The sequence below is a fragment of the Vibrio sp. SSH13-20 genome (genome assembly GCF_040104475.1).
GTDB classification, from domain to species: Bacteria; Pseudomonadota; Gammaproteobacteria; order Enterobacterales; family Vibrionaceae; genus Vibrio; species Vibrio harveyi.
Map to the genome: position 1 here is coordinate 300,946 of NZ_JBECOU010000002.1, position 25,432 is coordinate 326,377.

At 46.1% G+C, this 25,432-nt stretch carries 21 protein-coding genes; 14 read left to right on the forward strand and 7 right to left on the reverse strand.

The genetic code is table 11. The features are described from left to right. Nucleotides 1-37: 37 nt before the first annotated feature. The 6 genes from dnaE to ABMY42_RS06600 all read left to right on the forward strand — a co-directional run bounded on the left by dnaE (nt 38) and on the right by ABMY42_RS06600 (nt 7,959). Nucleotides 38-3,517, forward strand: coding sequence for a DNA polymerase III subunit alpha (dnaE, locus tag ABMY42_RS06575; RefSeq protein WP_005446158.1), 3,480 nt, complete (start codon nt 38-40; stop codon nt 3,515-3,517). A gap of 47 nt (nt 3,518-3,564) precedes the next feature. After that, nucleotides 3,565-4,524: an acetyl-CoA carboxylase carboxyl transferase subunit alpha gene (gene accA, locus ABMY42_RS06580; protein WP_005446156.1), complete on the forward strand. Its 960-nt coding sequence runs from the start codon at nt 3,565-3,567 to the stop codon at nt 4,522-4,524. Nucleotides 4,525-4,611: 87 nt separating this feature from the next. Next, entirely contained in the window at nt 4,612-5,943 is a 1,332-nt protein-coding gene (tilS, locus tag ABMY42_RS06585) for a tRNA lysidine(34) synthetase TilS (RefSeq protein ID WP_272759765.1), read from the forward strand. Nucleotides 5,944-6,004: 61 nt separating this feature from the next. Continuing rightward, on the forward strand, nt 6,005-6,319 hold the full coding sequence (locus tag ABMY42_RS06590) for a cytochrome c (protein WP_005446152.1): 315 nt from the start codon (nt 6,005-6,007) through the stop codon (nt 6,317-6,319). 219 nt (nt 6,320-6,538) lie between these two features. Then, nucleotides 6,539-6,877, forward strand: coding sequence for a nitrogen regulatory protein P-II (glnB, locus tag ABMY42_RS06595; protein ID WP_005436810.1), 339 nt, complete (start codon nt 6,539-6,541; stop codon nt 6,875-6,877). A gap of 230 nt (nt 6,878-7,107) precedes the next feature. Further along, nucleotides 7,108-7,959, forward strand: a complete 852-nt coding sequence (locus ABMY42_RS06600) for an endonuclease/exonuclease/phosphatase family protein (RefSeq protein WP_349266147.1) — start codon at nt 7,108-7,110, stop codon at nt 7,957-7,959. Nucleotides 7,960-7,982: 23 nt separating this feature from the next. Here ABMY42_RS06600 and ABMY42_RS06605 read toward each other — a convergent pair whose 3' ends face one another. From ABMY42_RS06605 to gloB, 3 genes are all read right to left on the reverse strand, one after another. Continuing rightward, complete coding sequence (locus tag ABMY42_RS06605; protein ID WP_005446147.1) at nt 7,983-8,669, reverse strand: YIP1 family protein; 687 nt, start codon at nt 8,667-8,669, stop codon at nt 7,983-7,985. Further along, entirely contained in the window at nt 8,666-10,252 is a 1,587-nt protein-coding gene (locus ABMY42_RS06610) for a LysM peptidoglycan-binding domain-containing protein (RefSeq protein ID WP_005446145.1), read from the reverse strand. The genes ABMY42_RS06605 and ABMY42_RS06610 overlap by 4 nt, the downstream gene beginning before the upstream one ends. 252 nt (nt 10,253-10,504) lie before the next feature. After that, a complete protein-coding gene (gene gloB, locus ABMY42_RS06615; protein WP_009703865.1) occupies nt 10,505-11,263 on the reverse strand; it encodes a hydroxyacylglutathione hydrolase in 759 nt (252 codons plus the stop codon). Between the two features lie 39 nt (nt 11,264-11,302). Here gloB and ABMY42_RS06620 point away from each other — a divergent pair, with 39 nt between their 5' ends. Further along, entirely contained in the window at nt 11,303-12,058 is a 756-nt protein-coding gene (locus ABMY42_RS06620; protein WP_005446141.1) for a class I SAM-dependent methyltransferase, read from the forward strand. On the opposite strand, the gene rnhA is transcribed toward ABMY42_RS06620, so the two are convergent. Beyond that, entirely contained in the window at nt 12,055-12,519 is a 465-nt protein-coding gene (rnhA, locus tag ABMY42_RS06625; RefSeq protein ID WP_050933738.1) for a ribonuclease HI, read from the reverse strand. The genes ABMY42_RS06620 and rnhA overlap by 4 nt on opposite strands. Nucleotides 12,520-12,577: 58 nt before the next feature. On the opposite strand from rnhA, the gene dnaQ reads away from it, so the two are divergent. From dnaQ to ABMY42_RS06645, 4 genes are all read left to right on the forward strand, one after another. Beyond that, complete coding sequence (dnaQ, locus tag ABMY42_RS06630) at nt 12,578-13,297, forward strand: DNA polymerase III subunit epsilon (RefSeq protein WP_349266148.1); 720 nt, start codon at nt 12,578-12,580, stop codon at nt 13,295-13,297. Between the two features lie 11 nt (nt 13,298-13,308). Then, the gene (locus tag ABMY42_RS06635) at nt 13,309-14,559 is read left to right on the forward strand and encodes a TIGR03503 family protein (RefSeq protein ID WP_009698629.1); all 1,251 of its coding nucleotides are present in this window, start codon (nt 13,309-13,311) and stop codon (nt 14,557-14,559) included. A 474-nt stretch (nt 14,560-15,033) separates the two neighbouring features. Beyond that, nucleotides 15,034-15,540, forward strand: a complete 507-nt coding sequence (locus tag ABMY42_RS06640) for a nucleotidyltransferase domain-containing protein (RefSeq protein ID WP_005446134.1) — start codon at nt 15,034-15,036, stop codon at nt 15,538-15,540. A 41-nt stretch (nt 15,541-15,581) separates the two neighbouring features. After that, nucleotides 15,582-15,974 carry a DUF1353 domain-containing protein gene (locus ABMY42_RS06645; protein ID WP_017189238.1) on the forward strand — a complete coding sequence of 131 codons (393 nt, stop codon included), beginning with the start codon at nt 15,582-15,584 and terminating at the stop codon, nt 15,972-15,974. Nucleotides 15,975-17,854: 1,880 nt separating this feature from the next. Here the strand turns inward: ABMY42_RS06645 and fadE are convergent. Next, nucleotides 17,855-20,299 (reverse strand): acyl-CoA dehydrogenase FadE, encoded by a 2,445-nt coding sequence (gene fadE, locus ABMY42_RS06650; protein WP_050907415.1) that lies wholly within the window; start codon nt 20,297-20,299, stop codon nt 17,855-17,857. 359 nt (nt 20,300-20,658) lie between these two features. On the opposite strand from fadE, the gene lpcA reads away from it, so the two are divergent. Together lpcA and ABMY42_RS06660 are read left to right on the forward strand one after the other, a co-directional pair. Next, nucleotides 20,659-21,234 (forward strand): D-sedoheptulose 7-phosphate isomerase, encoded by a 576-nt coding sequence (lpcA, locus tag ABMY42_RS06655; protein ID WP_005436835.1) that lies wholly within the window; start codon nt 20,659-20,661, stop codon nt 21,232-21,234. A 61-nt stretch (nt 21,235-21,295) separates the two neighbouring features. Further along, nucleotides 21,296-22,141: a class II glutamine amidotransferase gene (locus tag ABMY42_RS06660; protein WP_005445320.1), complete on the forward strand. Its 846-nt coding sequence runs from the start codon at nt 21,296-21,298 to the stop codon at nt 22,139-22,141. Nucleotides 22,142-22,538: 397 nt separating this feature from the next. Here the strand turns inward: ABMY42_RS06660 and purN are convergent, their stop codons facing one another. Beyond that, nucleotides 22,539-23,177: a phosphoribosylglycinamide formyltransferase gene (purN, locus tag ABMY42_RS06665; RefSeq protein ID WP_009698624.1), complete on the reverse strand. Its 639-nt coding sequence runs from the start codon at nt 23,175-23,177 to the stop codon at nt 22,539-22,541. Between the two features lie 408 nt (nt 23,178-23,585). Then, nucleotides 23,586-24,626: a phosphoribosylformylglycinamidine cyclo-ligase gene (purM, locus tag ABMY42_RS06670; RefSeq protein ID WP_349266149.1), complete on the reverse strand. Its 1,041-nt coding sequence runs from the start codon at nt 24,624-24,626 to the stop codon at nt 23,586-23,588. A 179-nt stretch (nt 24,627-24,805) separates the two neighbouring features. Here purM and upp point away from each other — a divergent pair, with 179 nt between their 5' ends. After that, a complete protein-coding gene (upp, locus tag ABMY42_RS06675; protein WP_005445324.1) occupies nt 24,806-25,432 on the forward strand; it encodes a uracil phosphoribosyltransferase in 627 nt (208 codons plus the stop codon).

A 25,432-nucleotide genomic window follows, 5' to 3' on the forward strand; every position in this document is an offset into this window, starting at 1 on the left:
GAATCCCAAACAAGATTTAGTTTTACGGTACCTGTTAATGTCAGATCCTAAGTTCATTCACCTTCGAATCCACAGTGATTTCTCGATGGTGGATGGTATCAACAAAGTTCCACCGCTCGTTAAGAAAGTCGCCGAGCTCGGCATGCCTGCAATGGCGTTGACCGATTTCACTAACCTGTGTGGTTTGGTGAAATACTACGGCACTGCGCACGGCAGTGGTGTGAAGCCAATCATCGGCGCAGATTTCAAAATGCAATCGGATGAGTTTGGTGAGGAACTGACGCAACTGACCCTATTGGCTGCAGATAACGAAGGTTACAAAAACCTGACCTTATTGATCTCTAAAGCCTACCTTCGTGGTCACGTACAACACCAACCTGTGATTGATAAAGCTTGGTTAGCCGAGCTGTCAGAAGGTGTGATCGTATTATCTGGCGCGAAAAATGGTGAAATTGGTAAAGCGTTACTTAAGGGTAACCGCAAAGTGGTGGAAAGCTGTGTAGCGTTCTACCAAGAATATTTCCCAGACCGTTTCTATTTAGAGCTGGTTCGTACTGGTCGTTCCGACGAAGAGACTTACCTGCACTTTGCCATCGAATTGGCAGAAGAAACACAATTGCCAGTAGTCGCTACCAACGAAGTAGTCTTTCTCAGCGAAGATTTATTTGACGCTCATGAAATTCGCGTTGCGATCCATGACGGTTACACACTAGAAGATCCGCGCCGTCCAAAGAATTACAGCCCAGAACAATACCTGCGTACTGAAGAGGAAATGTGCGAGCTGTTTGCCGACATTCCGGAAGCACTAGAAAACAGTGTCGAAATTGCCAAGCGCTGTAACGTCACAGTACGTCTTGGCGAATACTTCCTCCCAGCTTTCCCAACCGAGGGTATGGAAGAGACTGATTTCTTGGTCATGAAGTCTCGTGAAGGTCTGGAAGAGCGTCTAGAGTTCCTATTCCCAGATGAGGAAGAGCGCAAGCAACGTCGTCCTGAATACGATGATCGTCTACAAATCGAACTCGACGTAATCAACCAAATGGGATTCCCAGGTTACTTCTTGATCGTAATGGAGTTCATTCAGTGGTCGAAAGACAACGCGATTCCGGTAGGTCCGGGTCGTGGTTCGGGTGCTGGTTCTTTGGTGGCATACGCATTAAAAATCACCGATCTTGATCCGTTAGAATATGACCTTCTATTCGAACGTTTCTTGAACCCAGAACGTGTATCCATGCCCGATTTTGACGTCGACTTCTGTATGGATAAACGTGACCAAGTAATTGATCACGTAGCAGAAATGTACGGTCGTGATGCGGTATCACAGATCATCACCTTCGGTACCATGGCGGCAAAAGCGGTAATTCGCGACGTAGGTCGTGTACTGGGGCATCCGTTTGGTTTTGTAGACCGCATCTCCAAACTGGTACCGCCTGATCCGGGTATGACTCTGGAGAAAGCGTTTAAAGCTGAGCCAGCACTGCCTGAGTTGTATGATGCTGACGAAGAAGTTAAAGAACTGATCGATATGTGTCGCATCCTAGAAGGTTGTACACGTAACGCCGGTAAGCACGCGGGTGGTGTTGTAATCTCACCAACCACAATTACAGACTTCGCCCCGATTTATGCTGACTCGGAAGGTCACTTCCCAGTTACTCAGTTCGATAAGAACGACGTTGAAACCGCTGGTCTGGTTAAGTTTGACTTCTTGGGTCTGCGTACCTTAACCATCATCGACTGGGCGTTGGGTCTGATTAACCCGCGTCTAGAACGTGAAGGCAAAGATCCTGTTCGCATCGAATCGATTCCACTGGATGATGCGGCGTCATTCCGTTTGCTGCAAAACTCAGAAACCACTGCGGTATTCCAGCTTGAATCGCGCGGTATGAAAGAGCTGATTAAACGTCTGCAACCGGACTGTTTTGAAGACATCATCGCATTGGTGGCACTGTTCCGCCCAGGGCCGCTTCAGTCGGGCATGGTAGATAACTTTATCGACCGTAAGCACGGTCGTGAGGCGATCTCTTATCCTGATGAAAAGTGGCAACACGAATCGCTTAAAGAGATTCTGGATCCGACTTACGGCATCATCCTGTATCAAGAACAGGTAATGCAGATCGCACAGGTACTGTCTGGCTACACCCTTGGTGGTGCGGACATGCTTCGTCGTGCGATGGGTAAGAAAAAACCGGAAGAGATGGCGAAACAGCGTGCTACCTTCGAAGAGGGGGCAATTGCCAACGGCGTCGATGGCGAGTTGGCGATGAAGATCTTCGACTTGGTAGAGAAGTTCGCGGGTTACGGCTTTAACAAATCTCACTCGGCAGCCTACGCACTGGTTTCGTACCAAACGCTATGGCTGAAGATGCACTATCCAGCGGAGTTCATGGCAGCGGTAATGACTGCCGATATGGATAACACTGAGAAAGTGGTTGGCTTAGTTGACGAATGTTTCCGCATGAAGCTCACCGTGCTTCCGCCTGACATCAATGCCGGCTTGTACCGCTTTAACGTAGACGAGAATGGCGCGATTGTTTATGGCATCGGCGCGATTAAAGGTGTGGGTGAAGGTCCAATCGATGCGATCTTGGAAGCGCGCAACAAAGGCGGTCACTTCATTGACCTATTTGATTTTTGTGCGCGAATCGACCTGAAAAAGGTCAACAAACGTGTCATCGAAAAGCTGATTTACGCAGGCGCACTCGATAGACTGGGTCCACACCGTGCGGCACTAATGGCATCGCTTAATGACGCGGTGAAAGCGGCAAGCCAACACCACCAAGCGGAAGCATTTGGTCAAACGGATATGTTCGGTGTATTGACCGATGCTCCGGAAGAGGTGGAACACAAATATACTCAGGTGCCAGCATGGCCAGAGAAAGTATGGTTAGAGGGTGAACGTGAGACGCTCGGTTTATATTTGACCGGGCACCCAGTTAACGCATACATAAAGGAACTAAATAAGTACGTTAGTTGTCGACTAAAAGACGCAACCCCAACTCGTCGTGATCAATCTGTGACAGTCGCGGGTTTGGTGATTGCAGCTCGTGTTATGACAACCAAGCGCGGTACACGAATCGGTATCATGACTCTGGACGACCGAAGTGGTCGAATGGAGGTGATGTTGTTCTCGGATGCGCTTGATAGGTATGCAGAACTTCTCGAAAAAGATAAAATTTTGGTTGTTTCTGGACAGGTCAGCTTTGATGACTTCAACGGTGGCCTTAAAATGTCGGCGCGTGAAGTTATGGATCTGGGTACTGCGCGTGAGAAATATGCACGTGGTTTGTCAGTATCAATTGATGCTAAACAGATTAACGATAAATTCTTTGAGCAATTTACTCGTATTTTAGAACCGCACAAAGCCGGAACCGTACCTGTCAATGTATACTACCAGCGTGCCGACGCCAGAGCGCGGTTAACATTGGGCACCGAATGGCGAGTAACGCCAAGTGATACATTACTAGACGATTTAAAACAGTTACTTGGTAAGAGCCAAGTAGAACTCGAATTTAACTAAAAAATTCAGCGCAATACGTAAGACGCTGAGTCAAAAAGGATTCATAGATGAGCCTAAACTTTCTTGAATTTGAAAAGCCAATTGCAGAACTAGAAGCGAAAATTGAAGCGCTACGTGACGTATCTCGTCACGGTGGTGATTCTGCAATTGACCTTGATAAAGAAATCGAACAGCTTGAGAAGAAGAGCCTAGAGCTTAAGAAGAAAACCTTCAGCGACCTAGGTGCATGGGAAACAGCTCAACTGGCTCGTCACCCTTTACGTCCATACACGCTAGATTACATTCAGCACGTCTTCGAAGAGTTTGATGAGCTTGCGGGTGACCGCGCGTTCGCAGACGACAAAGCGATCGTTGGTGGTATTGCTCGTCTTGAAGGTCGTCCTGTGATGATCATTGGTCACCAAAAAGGTCGTGAAACCAAAGAAAAAGTAAAACGTAACTTTGGTATGCCAAAGCCTGAAGGTTACCGTAAAGCACTGCGTTTGATGGAAATGGCTGAGCGTTTCAACATGCCAATCATCACTTTCATCGACACAGCAGGTGCATACCCAGGTGTTGGCGCTGAAGAGCGTGGTCAATCAGAAGCTATCGCGAAGAACCTTAAAGTGATGTCTGGTCTTAAAGTACCAGTAATCTGTAACGTTGTTGGTGAAGGCGGTTCTGGTGGCGCACTCGCTATTGGTGTTGGTGACTACGTAAACATGCTTCAGTACTCAACGTATTCAGTAATCTCTCCGGAAGGTTGTGCTTCAATTCTATGGCGTGATTCAGACAAAGCGCCTCAAGCAGCAGAAGCAATGGGTCTAACAGCTCCGCGCCTAAAAGAGCTTGAGCTTATTGACGAAATCATTGAAGAGCCGCTAGGTGGCGCGCACCGCGACCACGTTCAAATGGCTGCAAACATGAAAGCTAACTTGCTTCGTCAGCTAGAAGACCTTGAGCAACTAGACCACGAAACGCTACTAGAGCGTCGTTACCAACGTCTAATGAACTACGGTTACTGCTAAGCGCTAGCTGATATCTCGCAAGATAACAGATAAAATAGAAAGGGTTGGGCATATGCCTAACCCTTTTTTGTTTCTATCGGATGGCTTATGGAATCGCTTTACTCGCATTTTGCTCAAGTTCTCGACCGCTATTTTCAACCAGATACAAAGATTGTCTTGGCGTTTAGCGGCGGGGTTGATTCGCGTCTGCTACTTGAGCTACTCAGTCGTTATCAGCAAGTGAACTCAATTGAATCTAAGTTACTCAGGTGTCAGGCGGTATACGTTCATCATGGTTTAAGTTCGAATGCCGATGATTGGGCAGACAAATGCTTGCTATGGGCAAAACATGTGAACATTCCATGCACGGTTGAACGGGTTGAGCTAGACATCAACAGCGGTGAAAGTATCGAGTTGTTGGCACGTGAAGCTCGTTACCAAGCCTTAGAAAAGCATATCCAAATGGGTGACTTATTGCTGACAGGGCAACATGCCGATGACCAAGTGGAAACCTTCTTGTTAGCACTTAAACGAGGCAGTGGACCAAAGGGGTTATCAGCAATGGCTGAAAGCATGCCGTTTGCTGGTGGCATATTAGTTCGTCCGTTGCTGACCGTTAAGCGAGAGCAAATCGAAGCGGCAGCCAGAGAGCAAAAACTGGACTGGGTAGAAGACGAAAGTAACCAAGATATTCGTTACGACCGTAACTTCCTCCGTCATCGAATTGTGCCTGAGTTATCTGAACGTTGGCCGAGTGTCCATCAAGCCGTTCAGCGCAGTGCGAGTTTATGCGCGCAACAAGAAGCCTTGTTGGATGAACTGCTAGGAGCGGCATTTGAGCGTGTTTTGCAAACTGATCTCAGCGTGAGTATTGAAGCACTCAATGAACACAGTGAACTCGCGCGGGCAAGGCTTATCCGAATGTGGCTAGCAAAACTTGCAGTCAACATGCCGACGCAGGTGCAACTCAATCTGATTTGGAGTGAAGTCGCTTTGGCGCAACAAGATGCCAACCCAAAGCTCAAGCTCAAACAAGGCGAAGTGCGCCGCTTTCAACATCGTCTTTACTGGGTGAAAGAAAGTGTCGATGTCACAACATGGCACAGCGAAATTCAGCTCGACACACGATTGGTACTGCCTGAACATTTAGGAGAGTTGACGCTAAGCACAAGCTCAGATAACGCGACAATAGCGTTACCGTCTCAGCCAGATCTGCTCAGAGTGACGTTTAATCCAGAGGGGCTTTCTGCGCACCCAACCACGCGGAATCACAGTCGTAAGTTGAAAAAGTTGTTTCAAGAGTACAATGTGCCAAGTTGGCTACGTCGTCAAATTCCGATTTTGATGTACCAAAATCAGGTAGTCGCCGTTGGAGACTTGTTTGTTGATCAGACTTTCAGTGGTCAAGACTGTGAACTTATCTGGCGCAAGTCGTTGTAATTCATGCCACAATATCGAATATAAAAAACAGGTACTTAAATAAAAACGATTAGGTGAAGCAATGAAGAAAACAATCATGGGCGCAATGGTGGCGCTAACCATGTTGAGTGGGCAAGCACTGGCTGCTGGAGATGCAGCGGCAGGACAAGCGAAAGCTGCTGTGTGTGCCGCTTGTCATGGCGCGGATGGTATCGCGGTGATTCCGGGTTATCCAAATCTGAAAGGGCAGAACGAGCAATACATTGAAAGCTCGATCAAAGCGTATAAAGCGGGTCAACGTACCGGCGGTCTTGCGCCTGTGATGCAAGCACAAGCGAACTTGCTCTCTGACGAGGATATTGCGAACCTGGCGGCATACTATGCGAGCTTAAAATAGGTACGAACAATAGGTTACGTTAAGCCAGAGTTTTTGCTCTGGCTTTTTACTATTGACGAACACAACGTATGGTCTCAGTCACCTTGTATTTTGTTGCGTTCTTTGTCAAATAAACTCCATCAGCGTCAGGATTTTCAGTCGCTTGGTAATAACAAGGATTGAATGTTGTGGGACGCTAACCGATAATATGCGCAAACGATTGAAGCTTAAGGGATGAACATGAAAAAGATTGAAGCGATTATCAAGCCATTCAAATTGGATGATGTTCGAGAAGCATTGGCTGAAGTAGGCATTACAGGGATGACCGTCTCTGAAGTGAAAGGCTTTGGTCGCCAAAAAGGGCACACTGAGTTGTACCGTGGTGCAGAGTACATGGTGGATTTTCTGCCTAAAGTGAAGCTAGAAATCGTTGTGACTGAAGACGTTGCAGACAAGTGCGTAGAAACTATCATCGAAACAGCGCAAACGGGCAAGATTGGTGATGGTAAGATTTTCGTGACCGACGTAGAACGCGTAGTACGTATCCGTACAGGTGAAGAAGACGAAGACGCAATCTAACTCCGTCGAGATAGAATTAAGATTTCACTTCATTATGTGGTGAAAATTTGAGTAAGCTAAAAAGGAGCCGCGCATGGCTCCTTTTTTATTATTCGCATTTTATACCCAAGTAACCTCGAGATGCGTAGTTCAGCGAAAGTGACTTGGTTTGTAGAAGCGGCAACGTTCTGAATTCTGCATCTTGAAGCCACTCGGGTATATATGTGACATTTTTGTGTTTAGGTAGGTTTATGTATCAGCGTTTTGCTTTTGCGTTAGTTTTTCTCATTATCGCTGGGTTTGTGAGCTTTCAGGCCATTTTCACCGTGCCAGAACAGCCGCAAATTATTACTCAAACAGGGGCGAATATTACTCAAAACATCCGTTGTATGGAGTTTGATAAACCGCAAGCGCTCGATAAGGACGGTGAATTAAATGTCTTGGTGTGGAATATCTATAAACAGAACCGTGATAACTGGCAACAAGCATTGGATGCGTTTTCTGCCAATAAACAACTGTTGCTTCTACAAGAAGCGAGCTTAACAGATGAGTTTAAGAATTGGTTGGTAGAAGGGCATTGGGTGAGTAATCAAGTCAGTGCGTTCAAAGCATTGGGCAGCGGTGCTGGTGTGATTAGCATTGCTCAGCAAGCGCCAATCCGAGCTTGTGCGTATACATCGAAAGAGCCGTGGCTGCGTTTGCCGAAATCTGCGCTGTACAGCAAATATCAACTGAGCAATGGTCAAACTTTGGCGGTCGTGAACATTCATGCAATTAACTTTACCGTGGGCACAGAAGAATACACATCGCAGTTGTCTGCGTTAGAGATGGTATTGAAGGAGCACCAAGGCCCAATTCTGTTTGCTGGGGATTTTAATAGCTGGAGTGAAGAACGTGTCGCTGCGATGAAAAAGGCGTTACAAAAAGCGCATCTTCAAGAGGCTAAGTTTAACCAAGATGACCGAACTCAATTCATTACGGGATTGCCACTTGACCATGTTTTTTATCGTGGTCTGACCCTCAAAAATGCGAAAGCGCCGCAGAGCGACGCTTCCGATCATAATCCACTGTTGGTGTCATTTATGCTCAACGATGAGCGCTGACAGCGTTAAGTTCGCTTGAGGACTTAAGTAATAACGATGTACAGTGCCCAAATCACGTAGAATGCAATCCAAGGCAGGCTCGAAATCACAAGAGCCTGTCCGCGTTCAAACTCAGTCCAAGTTAGAACCACGCCATAACCTAATACAATGTACCAAGGCAGCAATAGCGGTAGTGAGCTTGCAAAATGTGACCATTCGTTGGTTAATGGCAGTTTCAACAGGCCGTTAAGACTGTTTAGGTCTGCAGCGTAAGTCATCACTTCACCGTGTTTCAAAAGTAGGCTCGCGTAGCTGGCGATGTCACCCAGTACAGCAGGGAATAGAATTGCGCTTGAAGCGGCAAACCATTTCCAGTAACCGTATTGTTGTTTGCTCGCTTTTGTCGCTAGAAGGAACCAAAGCGACAGTAGAAGTAGCGTTGCAAAACGGTTAAACACGTCATTGATAATGGCACTTGCCATCAGCGTGTTCGGCTCCAACAGTTCAATCTGTTTAGGATCGATCTGTTGGAACTGAGCGGTTAATTGTTCACTCAACCAAGTGAAATCCACATTCGAGAAATAGGCACCCCAAAACAGGAATGGGCTGATCATCAAGAAGATGAACGGTTGCCACCCCCAGCCTCCACGCTGATACAGCGCCAAGAAGCACGATGTTGGAGATCGGAAAATATCCAACAACATTACAAGCGGGTTACTCGATGGGTTCATACACTTACCTTAGTTACGTCAACATACAACTTAAGCTTCTGACCTGGTTTCAGGTACTTCTGCTTTTGAAGAGAATTCCATTTCACGATGTCGTTACTCTTCACCTTAAACTTGCTTGCAATACCACTGATGGTGTCGCCTGAGCGTACGTTGTAGAACACAGTGCGAATTACCGCACCTTTGTCTGAGTTCTTCCAAATCACCAGTTTTTGACCGACGCGCAGTGTGTCTTTTGGTCCCATACCGTTCCATTTCGCTAGGGATTTATGAGAGACCTTGTTCTCACGCGCGATAGACCACAAGCTCTCGCCAGATTGGACGGTGTGCGTCAATTTGTATTGACCACGAGCTTGAGATTGCATTTTGTTGAGGCGATTTTCAGCACTTAAAGCGTACTTAGAATCGTCTTTTGTTGACGTTGGGATCATCAGGTACTGACCAACGCGGATATTGTTGTTTGATAAACCATTAGCACGTTGGATAACTTTCGTTGTCGTGCCGTACTTTTGAGCGAGCACGCTGAGTGAGTCACCAGACTTCACTTTGTAGCGTGCTACTTTAACTCCTTTACCACGGTTCTTTTTCACTTGGGCAAGGAACTGATCCTTTTTCTCAATAGGAATAAGAAGTTGATGTGGTCCTTCTGGGGCGGTAGACCATTGGTTGTAAGCAGGGTTGTAACCTTGTAGCTCTTTTACGCCAATGCCTGCGTAATCAGCAGCAATCGCAAGATCGAGTTGCTCTTTCGGATCAACAAGTGTCAGTACTGGTTTGTTTGGGATCGGTGGGATCTCGATACCGTACTTATCTTGGTTAGCGACGATGTCGGCAAGAGCAAGGAGCTTAGGAACGTAACTGCTTGTCTCCTTTGGAAGATCCAAAGAGAAGAAGTCTGTTGGCTTACCAAGCTTTTTGTTCTTACGAATGGCACTTGATACACGACCACCACCACTGTTGTACGCCGCGATAGCATGATCCCAGTTACCATCAAAGCGCTTGCTTTGTTGCTCTAGGTAATCGAGTGCAGCATTAGTTGACGCGTACACGTCGCGACGACCGTCGTACCAGTAGTTTTGCTCTAGTCCCATCATTTTGCCCGTACCAGGCACGAACTGCCAAAGCCCTGCTGCGCTGCCGTGCGAGTATGCAAACGCATCAAACGAGCTCTCTACCACAGGCAGAAGCGCCAACTCCATTGGCAGTCCACGTTCTTCGATGCGTTTTGTAATCATGTACAAAAACGGCTGTGCACGTTCTGAAACGGTGCGCAGGTGGCTAGGGTGCTTCAAATACCATGTGCGGTAGTAAGCAATTTTCTTGTTGTCTGGGATGTCCATCTCAAGTTGCATGCCGATACGTCGCCATACATCTTTTTGTTCCTGAGGAGAAAGGGCTTTTGGGGTCTCTTTAGCAGATTTCTTTGCTATTGATTGCTTTTTCTCGGAGTCCGTTTGAGCCGCATCTTGTTTTACTGCTTGCTCGGACTTATTGGTTTCTGGTGCTGGAGTGTTTGTTGAATCTGACTGAGTCAATTGACAGCCAGAAAGTAATAACGCCAACGCCCAACTGTACTTTAAACGCATGGATTCAGCCTATTTAGGGCCTGTTTATCTTCTCCTGCCTGTCGCGCAGCTAAGGTGCGTGGCAGTCGCAAGATAATAGACATCTTGTAACACTAACTAAAAGTAGGGCACATAGCCGCTACTGTATGCGTTTGGGTGAAATACAAACTGCTTTATATCAGCCCCTAAACGCAATAGAAGCGCCAGAGGCGCTTCTATGAAAATCAGCTCACGATAATACTTGCGTCGAGCAAGTTTACAAGCAGAAATTGGTTAAAATTCGTTCTTCCACTCACGTAGAGCTGTAAAAACCGAGCATGGATCGCTATTTTCAATACGGTTTGCGACGGATTGAATAACTTCCGCGTTGGTCGCACGAAGGAATGGGTTAATGAGTTTCTCTTTACGCAGCGTTGTCGGGAGAGTTGGAATGTTCAGCCCACGTAGGCGATTTACGTCGTCGCGGTACTGGCGCAAGTGTTCATTATCCGGCTCAACGGCAAGGGCAAATGCTACGTTACTTGCGGTGTATTCATGAGCGGAGAATACCTCGGTTTCTTCAGGAAGCTTGGAAAGCTTACTTAGGGATTCGAACATCTGCTCTGGTGTGCCTTCAAAAATGCGACCGCAACCAGCTGAGAACAACACATCGCCGCAGAAAAGCTTACCGTCGCCGACATAGCCAATGTGACCCAGAGTGTGACCTGGTAAGCCAAGTACCATAAAGATTTCGCCAAACAACTCTAGTTTGTCGCCTTCTTCCATCGCATTGGTTAAAGTTGGAATAGGCTCCGCTTTTGGGCCTACCACAGAAACATGTGGAAAAGCATGAACTAAATCTGGAACGCCACCAATGTGATCGTTGTGGTGGTGCGTAATTAAGATCGCTTCTAAAGTTAACTCGTTAGCCTGCAAATATTCTAACACTGGCTTAGCATCGCCCGGATCGACCACCGCACAACGCTTGTCGCTATTTTGTATCAGCCAGATGTAATTATCATTAAATGCGGGTATGCTTTTGATCTCTAACACGATTCGTTCTCCGTCACCCTTTTAATAGTCAGGTGGTTAATGAAACCAGCACTCAGCAACAAAACTTTACAGCACCCATCGACTTGGTCTGAAATGAACAATGGTCCATGGGTACTTGAGTCAATCCAAACCCGCCTTGATGAGTGGTGTCCGAAGCTGTTCGGTTACCACATGTTGAAATTGGGTGGCTTGAGCTGTGAGCTAACCAGCTGTAGTTGTAACATTCAACACCAAGTCAACGTAGATATCCAGAACCCGTTGCATAATGTCATCGCAGATGGTTACGAATTACCCTTTTTAGAGAAAAGCTTTGATGTTGTTGTGCTGGCTCATCAGCTTGACTATGCAAGTGATCCCCATCGATTGCTACGTGAGGTTGACCGCGTCATGATGGATGATGGTTATCTTATTATTACGGGGTTTAATCCGATCAGTCTCACTGGTGTAGCAAGTTTGCTGCCTTGGCGCAGAAACAACTTACCATGGAGCGGACGTATGTTCACCGCCAACCGTATCAAAGACTGGTTAGGTGTATTGAACTATCAAGTGATTCATTGTGACCGTTACGCGCTGTTTCCTATGACGCGTTACAAAACTATGTGGACGTGGCTAGAAAATAGCTTAGGCGATTGGGCATCACCGGCAGGAAGTTTGTACTATATCGTTGCTCGTAAACGAACGTACCCTCTCAAACCGATCAAGCCGCATTGGCGCTTGAAGAGAAAGTTAACACCATTGGGCGTGATGAACAGAGAGGGCAGTGCAGTGAAAAAGGTCTCAAGCGGTAAAAACTAAGACGCTTGGTACCCTGTATCTTCTTCGGTTGGGTTTTCTGCGGCTGCGCGTGCTAGCTCATCACAGATTTCGTTTTCACGATGACCCGCATGACCTTTCACCCAGTGCCAATCTACTTGGTGGCGAGAGGTTTCTTTATCGAGTGCTTGCCATAGATCGGCGTTCTTTACCGGCTTTTTATCTGCGGTCTTCCAGCCACGTTTTTTCCAGTTGTGTATCCATTGCGTAATGCCTTGGCGCACGTACTGGCTATCCGTTGTTAACGTTACTTGGCATGGCTCTTTTAACGTTTGAAGTGCCACTACTGCTGCCAACATTTCCATACGGTTGTTGGTCGTCAATGTGTAGCCTTTTGCTAGCGTCTTTTCTGTTTGCTTGTAACGCAGAACAATGCCGTAACCACCTGGACCAGGATTGCCTAAACAAGATCCATCAGTGAAAATCTCAACGTGTTTGGTCATATTTTTGGTACTATTAGCCGAAACATTTAATAAAGCATAGTCTGACACACATAACCTTATGAATACCAGCAGCAATTCTGAACATAATCGTATTGTCGTACTCGATACCGAAACCACGGGTATGAACCTCGAAGGCGGCCCGCACTACATGGGGCACCGCATTATCGAGATCGGTGCCGTGGAAATCATCAACCGTAAGCTAACTGGTCGTCACTTCCACGTTTACCTAAAACCGGACCGTGACATTCAGCCAGATGCAATTGAAGTACACGGTATCACCGATGAGTTTCTTGTCGACAAGCCGGACTATGCAAATGTCCACCAAGAGTTTTTAGGTTTCATCAAAGGTGCCGAGTTGGTTGCCCACAACGCGCCCTTCGATACCGGCTTTATGGATTACGAGTTTGAAATGCTCGATCCGACGATCGGTAAAACGGATGACTTCTGTAAGGTGACTGATACCCTTGCCATGGCGAAGAAAATCTTCCCAGGCAAACGAAACAACCTCGACGTTTTGTGTGAACGTTACGGCATTGATAACTCACACCGTACGCTCCACGGGGCATTGCTCGATGCGGAGATTCTAGCTGACGTTTACCTACTGATGACTGGTGGACAAACAAGCCTAGAATTCAACGCTAACAAGAGTGACGGCGGTGCAGAAGGTATTCGTCGTGTTGAAGGAAGAAAAGCGCTAAAGGTTTTGCGTGCAACTGCCGATGAAGTAGAAGCACACCAGAAAAGATTGGAACTGGTGAACGACAGTATTTGGCAGTAATAGGAGAGACTATGTTGAGGGCTTTGTCAGTCGCTATTTTAGCGTTCTGGAGTTGTTTCGCGTTTTCTGCGAGCGAGTCCGCCATGTCTTTGTTAGATAACCGATTTCGTGTCGACCCAACCATCGAACAAATTACCTTTCTGGTTTATCGCGAACAGAGCTCTCAGCCCGTTGTTCTTGTCCGTCCTGATGGCAAAAAATATTATGCATGGGGTACCTACGACAATGTGCGTTGGTACCAAGAGCCTTCTCTGGACATCATATCGATTGATAACCCAATGCCAGGTCCTTGGCAGGCTGTGGGTAAGGTCACTCCTAAAAACAACATCCGTCTGATTTCACATCTCAAGCTGAGTACCGATGTGTTCCCTAATCGCCTTTACCACAGTGAGGCGCTTAAGTTCACCGCGCGTTTAACCTCAGACGATCAACCGTTGGTATTGAGAGATTTTTTAGACCGCGTCAATCTGCGCGTCACCTTCACCAAATTTGTTGAGAATGAAGACGAACTGATCAAAGAAGCGCGACCAGTACCTATGGTGATCGGTGAGTTTGCCGATGATGGTCGTGGTTTGGATGAAAAAGCAGGTGATGGTGTATTTACGGTTCAGCTACCAATTGATGTTGAGCCGGGTAAGTACCGCGCACGCATTACATCAGGTAACGGGGTTTTCCTGAGAGCGCAAGAACAAATCGTGCTGGTCTATCCATCGCCAATTACGCGCACCTTTATTCAATCACGTCATGCAGACCAACCGCATCAGCTGGTGGTCAGTGGTGAACAAGGCATGATCACTCCGGGCTCTATTGCGGTGAACATTGAGCAGGAAGCGCCCGATGGTTTTATCAGTTATAGCCAAGGTCAAGTGTCGGCTGATGGCACGAAAACCACGCTCAAAATGGACAACGATCCAGAGCTAGGTAAATACTCATGGCACGGTGAGGTGTTTGCAACTGACTTAGCGACTAAGCGTTCATTAGTCTTCCCAATCAAAGAACAGTCATTTAGTGTTGTTGAAGAGGTGGATCTTGAAGCGGCTCGTGTTGCGAAAGAGGCGGAACTCGCTGAGCAGCGTCGTATTGAAATGGAAAAACGCATCATTGCTGAGCGCGAAGCGGAACGTAAGCGCAGCATGATCATCATAGGTATCGGAAACGTCATCGCACTGATTCTAGTGGTGCTATTCTGGATCATATGGAGCAAGGTAAAAGCTAAACGTCAAGCTATGCCAGAGATGCAGTTGGAAGTCCCTAAGAAGTAGGGCAAAGAAATGAGATTATAGAACGGAGCCGATTGGCTCCGTTTTTGTTAAATCGTCTTACTAGAGTTTTATACCCAAGTAACCTCAGATACTCGGTTCAGCGAGAATGAGTTGATGTGTAGACGCTGCGGCGATTTAAAGATCTTGATTCTAAATCAAGAATCGGCAACAAAGTATACAAGCCAAGGTCCTTACTATTTGTAAAGAGTGCCCTTTGAGAGTGTGTCATGAACTCGCTTTTTTATTAAACCAATGGCTGCACCAAACAACTTGGAAAGAGCTGGCTATTATACTGCGTTATTTTCCTTACTCTCGAGTCAATGACAACGCTCTGAATCCTGTATCTTGAAGTCACTTGGGTGTACTTTGGTTTAAAAACTGATATTTACATTGTGTGCTGCGTTTAAATTGAGGACTTTATTTGTGACAATCAAATTATTAAATCTAGATCATTTACCTTTGCAAAGAGCGCTAGTGGAATCTGCATGCAACGCTTTTGTGCACGAAGAAGAGGTGGTAGCCGCAGTATTGCTTGGCTCATTGTCTTCAGGAAAAGGGGATCGTGTATCGGATGCGGATGTTATCGTGTTTACCAAAAATAACTTCCATAAAAATGTCACACCTTGCTTTGCTCTGTTTGAGGAAGGCAAAGAGATCTTCTATCGTCTTGAAGGCGATCACAATGAGAATGCTTGCTTTAAAAAGTACATCTTTAACGATCTGACCAGTGCAGAGATTCATTGCTTGGATCTTAATGAACCTTTCCAACTTTCAAGACCCTTCAAAGTTCTATTCGATAAAGCTGATATCATCGATGAGTTAGTAACCGATGAGCCAGCCCCAAAGCACGAAGATTTTCCCGTTTATACAAGTGGAGACCAAGGTCTGATTTGGGAGCTGTTTGACTGTATAAAATGGCTGAGTCGCGACAACAATGAGTTGGCAAAAAACTACCTCAAGAAACTCGCAGACAAGCTCTAGGTATAGTGTCTTACAAGCCGCTTGGTGACTAGGAGGTGTTTATGAAGTACAAAAAACGTCGGACGTACAAATATAACCTTCATTCCGAAGAACAGATTGAAACCGGTATCGCCCTCGCGCAGCCTTTTGACAGCCCGTTTCTCAGCCTATCCGAGCAAGGGGTGCTGACGATTAAGAAAGGTTACTCATGGGATGGAGCGAGTGGCCCAGCGATTGATACTCAAAACATCCTCAAGGCGTCTTTGGTGCATGACGCTTTGTACCAGCTCATGAGGGAGGAAGTATTGCCGCAAAGCAGTCGAGAGCAAGCGGATAGGCTTCTGCGTCAAATTTGTCTCGAACACGGCATGTCGAACTTTAGGGCTTCCTACATCTATTACGGAGTCAGAGTGTTTGGTGGATGTTTTTCCAAACCGGATCTTTTATCTGTCTAGCTAGGCTCTCTTGGTAAGTAGATTCTGAATCACGTTCGTTCCTCACTGTTCAGAATGACGGAAATCTAGGAACACTGTGCGTGTAGTCACTTGATAACTCAAAGTAAACCGTCATTCTAGCGAGCTTCAGCGAGACCAAGAATCCGCTATCAGCGTTCTAGGGCTTTGGGGCGTCATTATCTAAGGAACACGTGGAAAGTAGATTCTGAATCACGTTCGTTCCTTACTGTTCAGAATGACGAAAACCTAGGAACACTGTGCGTATAGTCACTTGATAACTCGCAGTAAACCGTCATTCTAGCGAGCTCCAGCGAGACTAAGAATCTGCTATCAGCGTTCTAGGACTTTGGGGCGTCCTGATCTAAGGAACACGTGGTAAGTAGATTCTGAATCATGTTCGTCCCTCACTGTTCAGAATGACGGAAATCTAGGAACACTGTGCGTGCAGTCACTTGATCACTCAAAGTAAACCGTCATTCTAGCGAGCTTCAGCGAGACTAAGAATCTGCTATCAGCACTCTAGGGCTTTGGGGAGTCATTATCTAAGGAACTCGTGGAAAGTAGATTCTGAATCACGTTCGTTCCTCACTGTTCAGAATGACGAAAACCTAGGAACACTGTGCGTGTAGTCACTTGATCACTCAAAGTAAACCGTCATTCTAGCGAGCTTCAGCGAGACTAAGAATCTGCTATCAGCACTCTAGGGCTTTGGGGAGTCATTATCTAAGGAACTCGTGGAAAGTAGATTCTGAATCACGTTCGTTCCTCACTGTTCAGAATGACGAAAACCTAGGAACACTGTGCGTGCAGTCACTTGATCACTCAAAGTAAAGCGTCATTCTAGCGAGCTTCAGCGAGACTAAGAATCTGCTATCAGCACTCTAGGGCTTTGGGGAGTCATTATCTAAGGAACACGTGGAAAGTAGATTCTGAATCACGTTCGTTCCTTACTGTTCAGGGTGATGAAAATCTAGACATGCTGTGCGTGTAGTTAAAAATAAACCGTCATTCTAGCGAGCTCCAGCGAGACTAAGAATCCGCTATCAGCGCTCTAGGGCTTTGGGGCGTCCTCATCTAAGGAGCACGTGGAAAGTAGATTCTGAATCACGTTCGTTCCTCATTGTTCAGAATGACGAAAACCTAGAAACACTGTGCGTGCAGTCACTTGATAACTCAAAGTAAACCGTCATTCTCGCGAGCTTCAGCGAGACCAAGAATCTGCTATCAGCGCTCTAGGGCTTTGGGGCGTCCTCATCTAAGGAGCACGTGGAAAGTAGATTCTGAATCACGTTCGTTCCTCACTGTTCAGAATGACGAAAACCTAGGAACACTGTGCGTATAGTAACCTGACAACTCAAAGTAAACCGTCATTCTAGCGAGCTCCAGCGAGACTAAGAATCTGCTATCAGCGCTCTAGGGCTTTGGGGCGTCCTCATCTAAGGAGCACGTGGTAAGTAGATTCTGAATCACGTTCGTTCCTCACTGTTCAGAATGACGAAAACCTAGGAACACTGTGCGTGCAGTAACCTGGCAACTCAAAGTAAACCGTCATTCTCGCGAGTTTCAGCGAGACTAAGAATCTGCTATCAGCGCTCTAGGGCTTTGGGGCGTCATTATCTAAGGAACACGTGGTAAGTAGATTCTGAATCATGTTCGTCCCTCGCTGTTCAGAATGACGGAAATCTAGGTACACTGTGCGTGTAGTCACTTGATAACTCAAAGTAAACCGTCATTCTAGCGAGCTTCAACGAGACTAAGAATCTGCTACCAGCGTTCTAGGACTTTGCGAGCGCCGTGTTGTGCGAAGCAGAGATTCAATAAAAAACGGGAGCCTTAGCTCCCGTTTTGCTTTTCTATTTTTCGTTTAAGTGATTACCTGCTTAAGCGACGTGCTCCATCTGAGGGTAAAGCGGCTTTGCGGCTAATAGCTCTGGCTCAAAGTCGTCTACGTTGATGGTGTCTAGACGATGCTGCTCTGCTTCTCTCAACAGATCCGCTTCTTCTTGAGTGATTACACCTTGCTCTAAACCTTCTTGAGCGATCATATCCAAACGTAGGAATGGGCGGCGTTTGCCTTGCGCTTTACATACCTTGTCGAACACAGGCTCAGCTTGAAGAATCACAGACAGTGCTAGCTCAATTTTACCTGCTGCATTGTGCTCAGTTGGTTCTAGGTACTGACCACGACCAATGCGTGAACGTGTTGCACTTGGCGTTTGTAGAATACGAGCTACTTTGCTGTCTAGCTTATCACTTGGTGCTTTACGTACACGACCAAATGGCATGATCAATACACGCAGTGCGCGACCGATCACTTTATTAGGGAAGTTCGCTAGGAACTCATCAATCGCCGCTTCAGTCTGCTTCAAGCTGTCTTGTAAGCCCCAGTGTACTAGCGGTAGGTCTTCAACCGGACGACCATCTTGCTCAAAGCGTTTTAGGGTTGCAGAGCCAAGGTACAGCTGACTTAGAATGTCGCCAAGACGTGCAGACAGACGCTCTTTACGTTTCAATGAGCCACCTAGCACCGCCATTGAGATATCCGATAGCAGAGCAAGGTTTGCACTGTAACGGTTCAATTGCTGGTAGTAACGCTTAGTTGCATCTTTAGTTGGTGATGAGGAACCCAGACCATCACTTAGACCAAACCAGATACTGCGAACGAGATTACTCATGGTGAAGCTGACATGACCCGCTAGCGCTTTATCGAATTTCTCAACCGCATCGCCTGCGTCAGAGTAAGCCGCGTTCATCTCTTCAAGAACATACGGGTGACAACGAATCGCACCTTGACCAAAGATGATCATTGAACGAGTTAAAATGTTTGCACCTTCTACCGTTACCGCGATTGGCGCACCTTGGTAACCACGCGCTAGGAAGTTAGAAGGACCCATACAGATACCTTTACCACCTACGATGTCCATCGCGTCGATGATGCTTTGCTGCCCACGGTGAGTACAGTGATATTTCACGATAGCCGAGATAACCGAAGGTTTTTCACCAAGGTCAATACCAGCTACAGTTAAGTTGCTTGCCGCATCCATAACGTAAGCATTACCACCTAGGCGTGCTAATGGTTCTTCTACGCCTTCCATATGACCGATAGGTTGTTTGAACTGACGACGAATACGCGAGTAAGCGCCTGTCGCCATCGCGGCAGTTTTGATGCCACCTGTTGAGTTAGAAGGCAGTGTTATACCTCGACCAACTGACAGACATTCAACCAGCATACGCCAGCCTTGACCTGCCATTTTCTCGCCACCAATAATGAAATCCATCGGAACGAAAATGTCTTTACCGCGGGTTGGACCGTTTTGGAATGGTACATTAAGCGGGAAGTGACGATTGCCGATCTCAACGCCTTTTAGGTCCGTTGGAATAAGCGCACAGGTGATGCCCAACTCTTTTTGGTCGCCTAGCAAGCCATCAGGATCACGCAGTTTAAAAGCAAGACCAAGTACCGTTGCGACAGGAGCAAGAGTGATGTAGCGCTTGTTCCATGTTAAGCGCATACCAAGCACTTCTTCGCCTTCCCATTCGCCTTTACATACAATGCCGTAATCTGGGATTGAGCCTGCATCGGAACCTGCTTCTGGGCTAGTTAATGCGAAACATGGGATTTCTTTACCTTCAGCAAGACGGGGTAAGTAGTGGTTTTTCTGCTCTTCAGTGCCGTAGTGTTGCAGTAGTTCACCAGGACCTAACGAGTTTGGAACACCAACGGTAGATGACAAAACGCCAGAAACGCCGGTTAGTTTTTGTAATACCAAAGATTGAGCGTATGCAGAGAACTCAAGACCGCCGTATTTCTTCTTGATGATCATGGCGAAAAACTTATTGTCCTTAAGGTATTGCCACACTTCTGGTGGTAAATCTGCAAGTTCGTGTGTTACCTGAAAGTCACTAACCATAGCGCACACTTCGTTTACAGGACCGTCTAAGAAGTCTTGCTCTTCTTTACTTAATTTAGGAGCTTTGATGGCATGAAGATTTTGCCATTCAGGTTTGCCCTTAAATAGTTCTGCTTCCCACCACACTGTACCTGCGTCTAATGCTTCTTTTTCGGTTTGAGACATAGCAGGTAGGACTTTCTTAAACAGAGTAAGTGCTTTGCGGCTAATGAGGGATTGGCGAATGCTAGAAACCGCGAACACTGCAACGGCAAGAACGTAAAGTACCCAGCCAATAAAACCAACTGAGCCTGCGATAGTCAGTGCTAGCATGGCAGCTGTTAGCAGGCTGACGGATTTCACGAGTGACATTCTGTGGTAAAGCGTAATGCCTAACACAACTGTCATCGCTACGATTGAGAGCAAGATGTCCATATGTTTTTTCCTTCTCAGACTTTAATTATGTTGTACGTCTGTATTTTGGTAAGAGGTCTAACCAGTTCTCATAAGTGTAATCAAAATATTAAAGAAATGTAAAACACAACATTGAGCAAAAAGTGATCTAAGTAGAGTTAAAATTCTAAAGTTGAGAGTTGGGTGATGATTTCATAAGCAAGTTAGCAAGTTTATTACCGTGAAGAATCCAAATCTTGTGGTTCGCTATCGACACTAATTCTCGTTTGTGGGTAAACTCAGAGTAATGAAATGTGCAAGGCAATTGCCTCATCAGCACAATTTGCTAAGCGAGAGGCTCAACCTCACTGTTTTGGCCGAAATAATAAAGAGAACGTCTTATGTACCAAGATCTGATTAGAAGTGAATTAAACGAAGCTGCTGAAGTTCTGAACAAGTTTTTAAGTGATGATCACAACATCGCGCAAATCGAAGCAGCAGCGAAAATGATTGCTGATTCTTTCAAGCAAGACGGTAAAGTGCTGTCGTGTGGTAACGGTGGTTCGCACTGTGACTCAATGCACTTTGCAGAAGAGCTAACAGGTCGCTATCGTGAAAACCGTCCAGGTTATGCTGGCATCGCTATTTCAGATCCAAGCCACCTTTCTTGCGTAAGTAACGACTTTGGCTATGACTTTGTCTTCTCACGTTACGTAGAAGCAGTGGGTCGCAAAGGTGATGTTCTGTTCGGTCTATCGACTTCTGGTAACTCAGGTAACATCTTAAAAGCGATTGAAGCAGCCCAAGCAAAAGGCATGAAGACGATTGCGCTAACGGGTAAAGATGGCGGTAAGATGGCCGGTCTTGCAGACATCGAGATCCGCGTACCGCATTTCGGTTATGCAGACCGTATCCAAGAAGTACACATCAAGATCATTCACATCATTATTCAATTGATCGAAAAAGAGATGGAATAAGATTTACAACTAAGCTGAATGATGGCTTAGTTGTGTTTTAAGGTAAGGAGTTCGTTAAACCATGTGTGAATTGCTCGGCATGAGCGCAAATGTTCCAACCGATATTTGTTTCAGTTTTACTGGATTGATGCAGCGCGGTGGTCGTACTGGTCCGCATCGTGATGGTTGGGGAATCACTTTTTATGAAGGAAAGGGATTCCGCACTTTCAAAGATCCAAACCCAAGTTGTGACTCAAAGATTGCTGAATTAGTGCAAAACTACCCGATAAAAAGTCGCGCAGTAGTGAGTCATATTCGCCAAGCTAACCGAGGTGGTGTGAATCTGGAAAACACCCATCCGTTTACGCGTGAGCTTTGGGGGCGTTACTGGACTTTTGCACACAATGGTCAGCTGACCGATTACCAAGATTTGTACACAGGGCGTCACCGTCCGGTAGGGCAAACTGACAGTGAAATGGCATTTTGCTGGCTATTAAAGCAGATGGAAGATAAGTATCCTGAGCCTCCTCAGGATATGGAAGCGGTCTTTATCTATGTCGCTGAATGTTGCGACAAGCTAAAAGAGAAAGGCGTGTTCAATATGCTGCTCAGCGACGGTGAGTTTGTGATGACTTACTGTACCAACCATTTGTATTGGATTACCCGTCGAGCTCCATTTGGCAAGGCCGCTCTGTTGGATGAAGATGTAGAAATCAACTTCCAAGAAGAGACGACACCAAATGATGTGGTTTCTGTGATTGCAACTCAGCCGCTTACTGGCAATGAAACATGGCATCGCATGAAGCCGGGCGAGTACGGTTTGTTTCACGTTGGGGAATTGGTATTGAACAATGCCAAAGCTCTGGAAGATGTTCCATTTGCTGCACCGAAGCCAGGTAACCAAGCGCCGACTGAACCGTTGGAGTGATGGTTTTTGACAATGAACATCTAGATAAAGCTCGCTTAATCGCGAGCTTTATTTTTATGCGTCTTAAACCGAAGGCGGGTACAGATGAGCATTTTTACTTCCTAGCGTATTGATAATAGATTCCTAGTCTCGCTAAGGCTCGCTGGAATGACGTAAATAATTGAAGTGAAATTGATTTTTCTTTGCCTGCAGCGTCATTCTGAACGACGAGGAACGAGTCAGATTCAGAATCTACTATCCGAGTGTTGTATTGCTAAGGTGGTGTCAGGGACTTTTTAGGTTGTTAGTTTTGGTTTCTAGTTTGACAACGGCTTCATTGAGCCAAGCTTATAAGATTTAAAATAACAAAAGGCAGCCTGATGGCTGCCTTTTTGCGTTTGGAATTTGGTATTCAGAATTACTCGTCAGCGTAGCCGTGTTCACCAAGCTCAAAACCATCAAGAAATGCTTTGCCATCTTTCATGGTTAAGCGCTCTTCTACTAACCACTTAGTCACCATTGGGTAGATCTTGTGCTCTTGAGTTTGAACGCGAGCGGCTAGAATATCGGCATCGTCGTCTTCAAATACTGGCACTTTTGCTTGCAATACCACAGGTCCGCCGTCTAATTCTTCTGTCACAAAGTGAACACTGGTGCCGTGTTCTTTGTCGCCTGCATCAATCGCGCGCTGGTGGGTGTGTAACCCCGGGTACTTTGGCAGAAGAGAAGGGTGGATGTTGATCATCTTGCCCAGATAGTGGGAAACAAACGCGCTGCTCAAAATACGCATGTAGCCTGCGAGCACAATGACGTCTGGTTGGTACTCATCGATTTGCTGCATCAGTTCAGCATCAAAGTCTTCGCGTGAATCAAATGCTTTTGGATCGACAAAATGGTCGTTCACATCAAACTGCTTTGCACGTTCTAAACCATAAGCGTCAGCTTTGTTGGAGAATACGGCTGCGACTTGTGCATTTGGCATGTTGTCTTCGCAAGCTTCCAAGATAGCTTGCAGGTTACTGCCGTTACCTGAAATGAGGACCACTATGTTTTTCATGATATTGAGACTGCCTTGATACTGTAGGTTTGACGTGCGTAATTGCTAAATTACCTACTATTAGAATGGTTTTCGATGTTCCAGATAGCAGAATGAGGACTATATCCCCAAATGACTTCATTAGGCTGGATTCAGAGCTTTGTCACCAATTCTAGTTCAAGGAAAACAACGCAGTGGAATAGTAAGCTTTTTCCAAGTTGTTTGACGATGAAATCGTATTGGTGACATGCTCCCGAAGGGCGAGCTGTATTGGCTTGTATACTTTGTTAACGATTTTTGATTTAGAACCACTAGATCTTCAAATCGTTGTCGCGCCTACAAACCAATTCATTCTCGCTGAACCAGCATTTAGAAGTTATTTGGGGATAACATCCCCATTCTTTTTATTTTTTGAGCTTGATTCGCAAGTTATTGGATTTCGACTTGCTCTTCATTGGCTTCTGCTTGAGCAATTTCACCAATCACCCATGCGTTTTCGCCTTCTTCTTTAAGAAGTGCAACTGTTGCGTCCGCTTGGTCTTTTGGTAGTGCAACGACTAGACCAACACCACAGTTGAACGTACGGTACATCTCGTGTGTTTCAACGTTGCCTTTCTCTTGTAACCATTTGAAGATGATTGGCCATTCCCAGCTGTTACCATCGATAACGGCTTTGGTTCCTTCAGGCAGTACGCGTGGAATGTTTTCCCAGAAACCACCACCAGTGATGTGAGAGATCGCGTGGATATCGTGTTTCTCAATCATCTTAAGTGCTGATTTGATGTAAATCTTAGTTGGTTCTAGAAGGTGTTCGCCAATAGTGCGACCTGCTAGCTCTTCGTTCTTATCTGCGCCAGAAACTTCTAGAATCTTACGGATAAGCGAGTAACCGTTCGAATGTGGACCGCTAGAGCCAACTGCGATAAGTGCATCACCAGCAGCTACTTTAGTACCATCAATCACATCTTCTTTTTCCACTACGCCAACACAGAAGCCTGCAACGTCGTAGTCTTCGCCTTCGTACATGCCTGGCATTTCAGCGGTTTCACCACCGATAAGTGCACAGCCTGCTTGAACACAGCCATCAGCGATACCAGAAACTACGTCTGCCGCTGTGTCTACATCCAGTTTGCCTGTCGCGTAGTAATCTAGGAAGAATAATGGCTCTGCACCTTGAACGATTAGATCGTTTACACACATTGCCACTAGGTCAACGCCAATAGTGTCGTGCTTGTTCATATCCAGCGCTAGGCGAAGTTTTGTACCTACACCGTCAGTACCAGAAACCAGTACAGGCTGTTTGTATTTAGTTGGTAGTTCACACAATGCGCCAAAACCGCCGATACCACCCATCACTTCAGGGCGACGAGTACGCTTAACCGCACCTTTAATACGATCTACAAGCGCGTTGCCTGCATCAATATCTACACCAGCGTCTTTATAGCTAAGAGAAGAGTTGTTACCACTCACAGGGAAGTCCTCGGTTTTTAAGTTGGATATGAAAACGGCGCTATTCTACCAGTGGTTAAATACAGATAGCAAACGTTTGCGTCGGTTTTTTTCTTTAGTGATCTATCCTGATATCCCTGCAAAAATCATGTATAATCTGAAGGTTTGTTTAAATATTGCCAATAAAGCCGGAGATGGAAATGAAAGTTGTTGAAGTTAAACACCCTCTAGTAAAACATAAAATCGGTCTAATGCGAGAAGGTGACATCAGCACGAAGCGTTTTCGTGAGTTAGCGACAGAAGTCGGTAGCCTACTTACTTACGAAGCGACTGCAGACTTTGAAACAGAGAAAGTAACCATTGAAGGTTGGAATGGTCCTGTAGAAGTTGACCAAATCAAGGGTAAAAAAGTAACAGTAGTGCCAATCTTGCGTGCAGGTCTAGGCATGATGGATGGTGTTCTAGAGCACATGCCAAGCGCGCGTATCAGTGTTGTTGGTATCTACCGCGATGAAGAAACACTAGAGCCAGTACCATACTTTAACAAGCTTGCTTCTAACATCGATGAGCGTATTGCTCTAGTTGTTGACCCAATGCTTGCAACAGGTGGTTCGATGATCGCGACTATCGATCTTCTAAAAGAGAAAGGTTGTCAGGCAATCAAAGTACTTGTTCTTGTCGCTGCTCCTGAAGGTATCGAAGCGCTAGAAAAAGCTCACCCAGACGTTGAGCTATACACAGCTGCAATCGATGAGAAGCTAAACGACAAAGGTTACATCGTTCCTGGTCTAGGTGACGCTGGTGACAAGATCTTCGGTACTAAATAA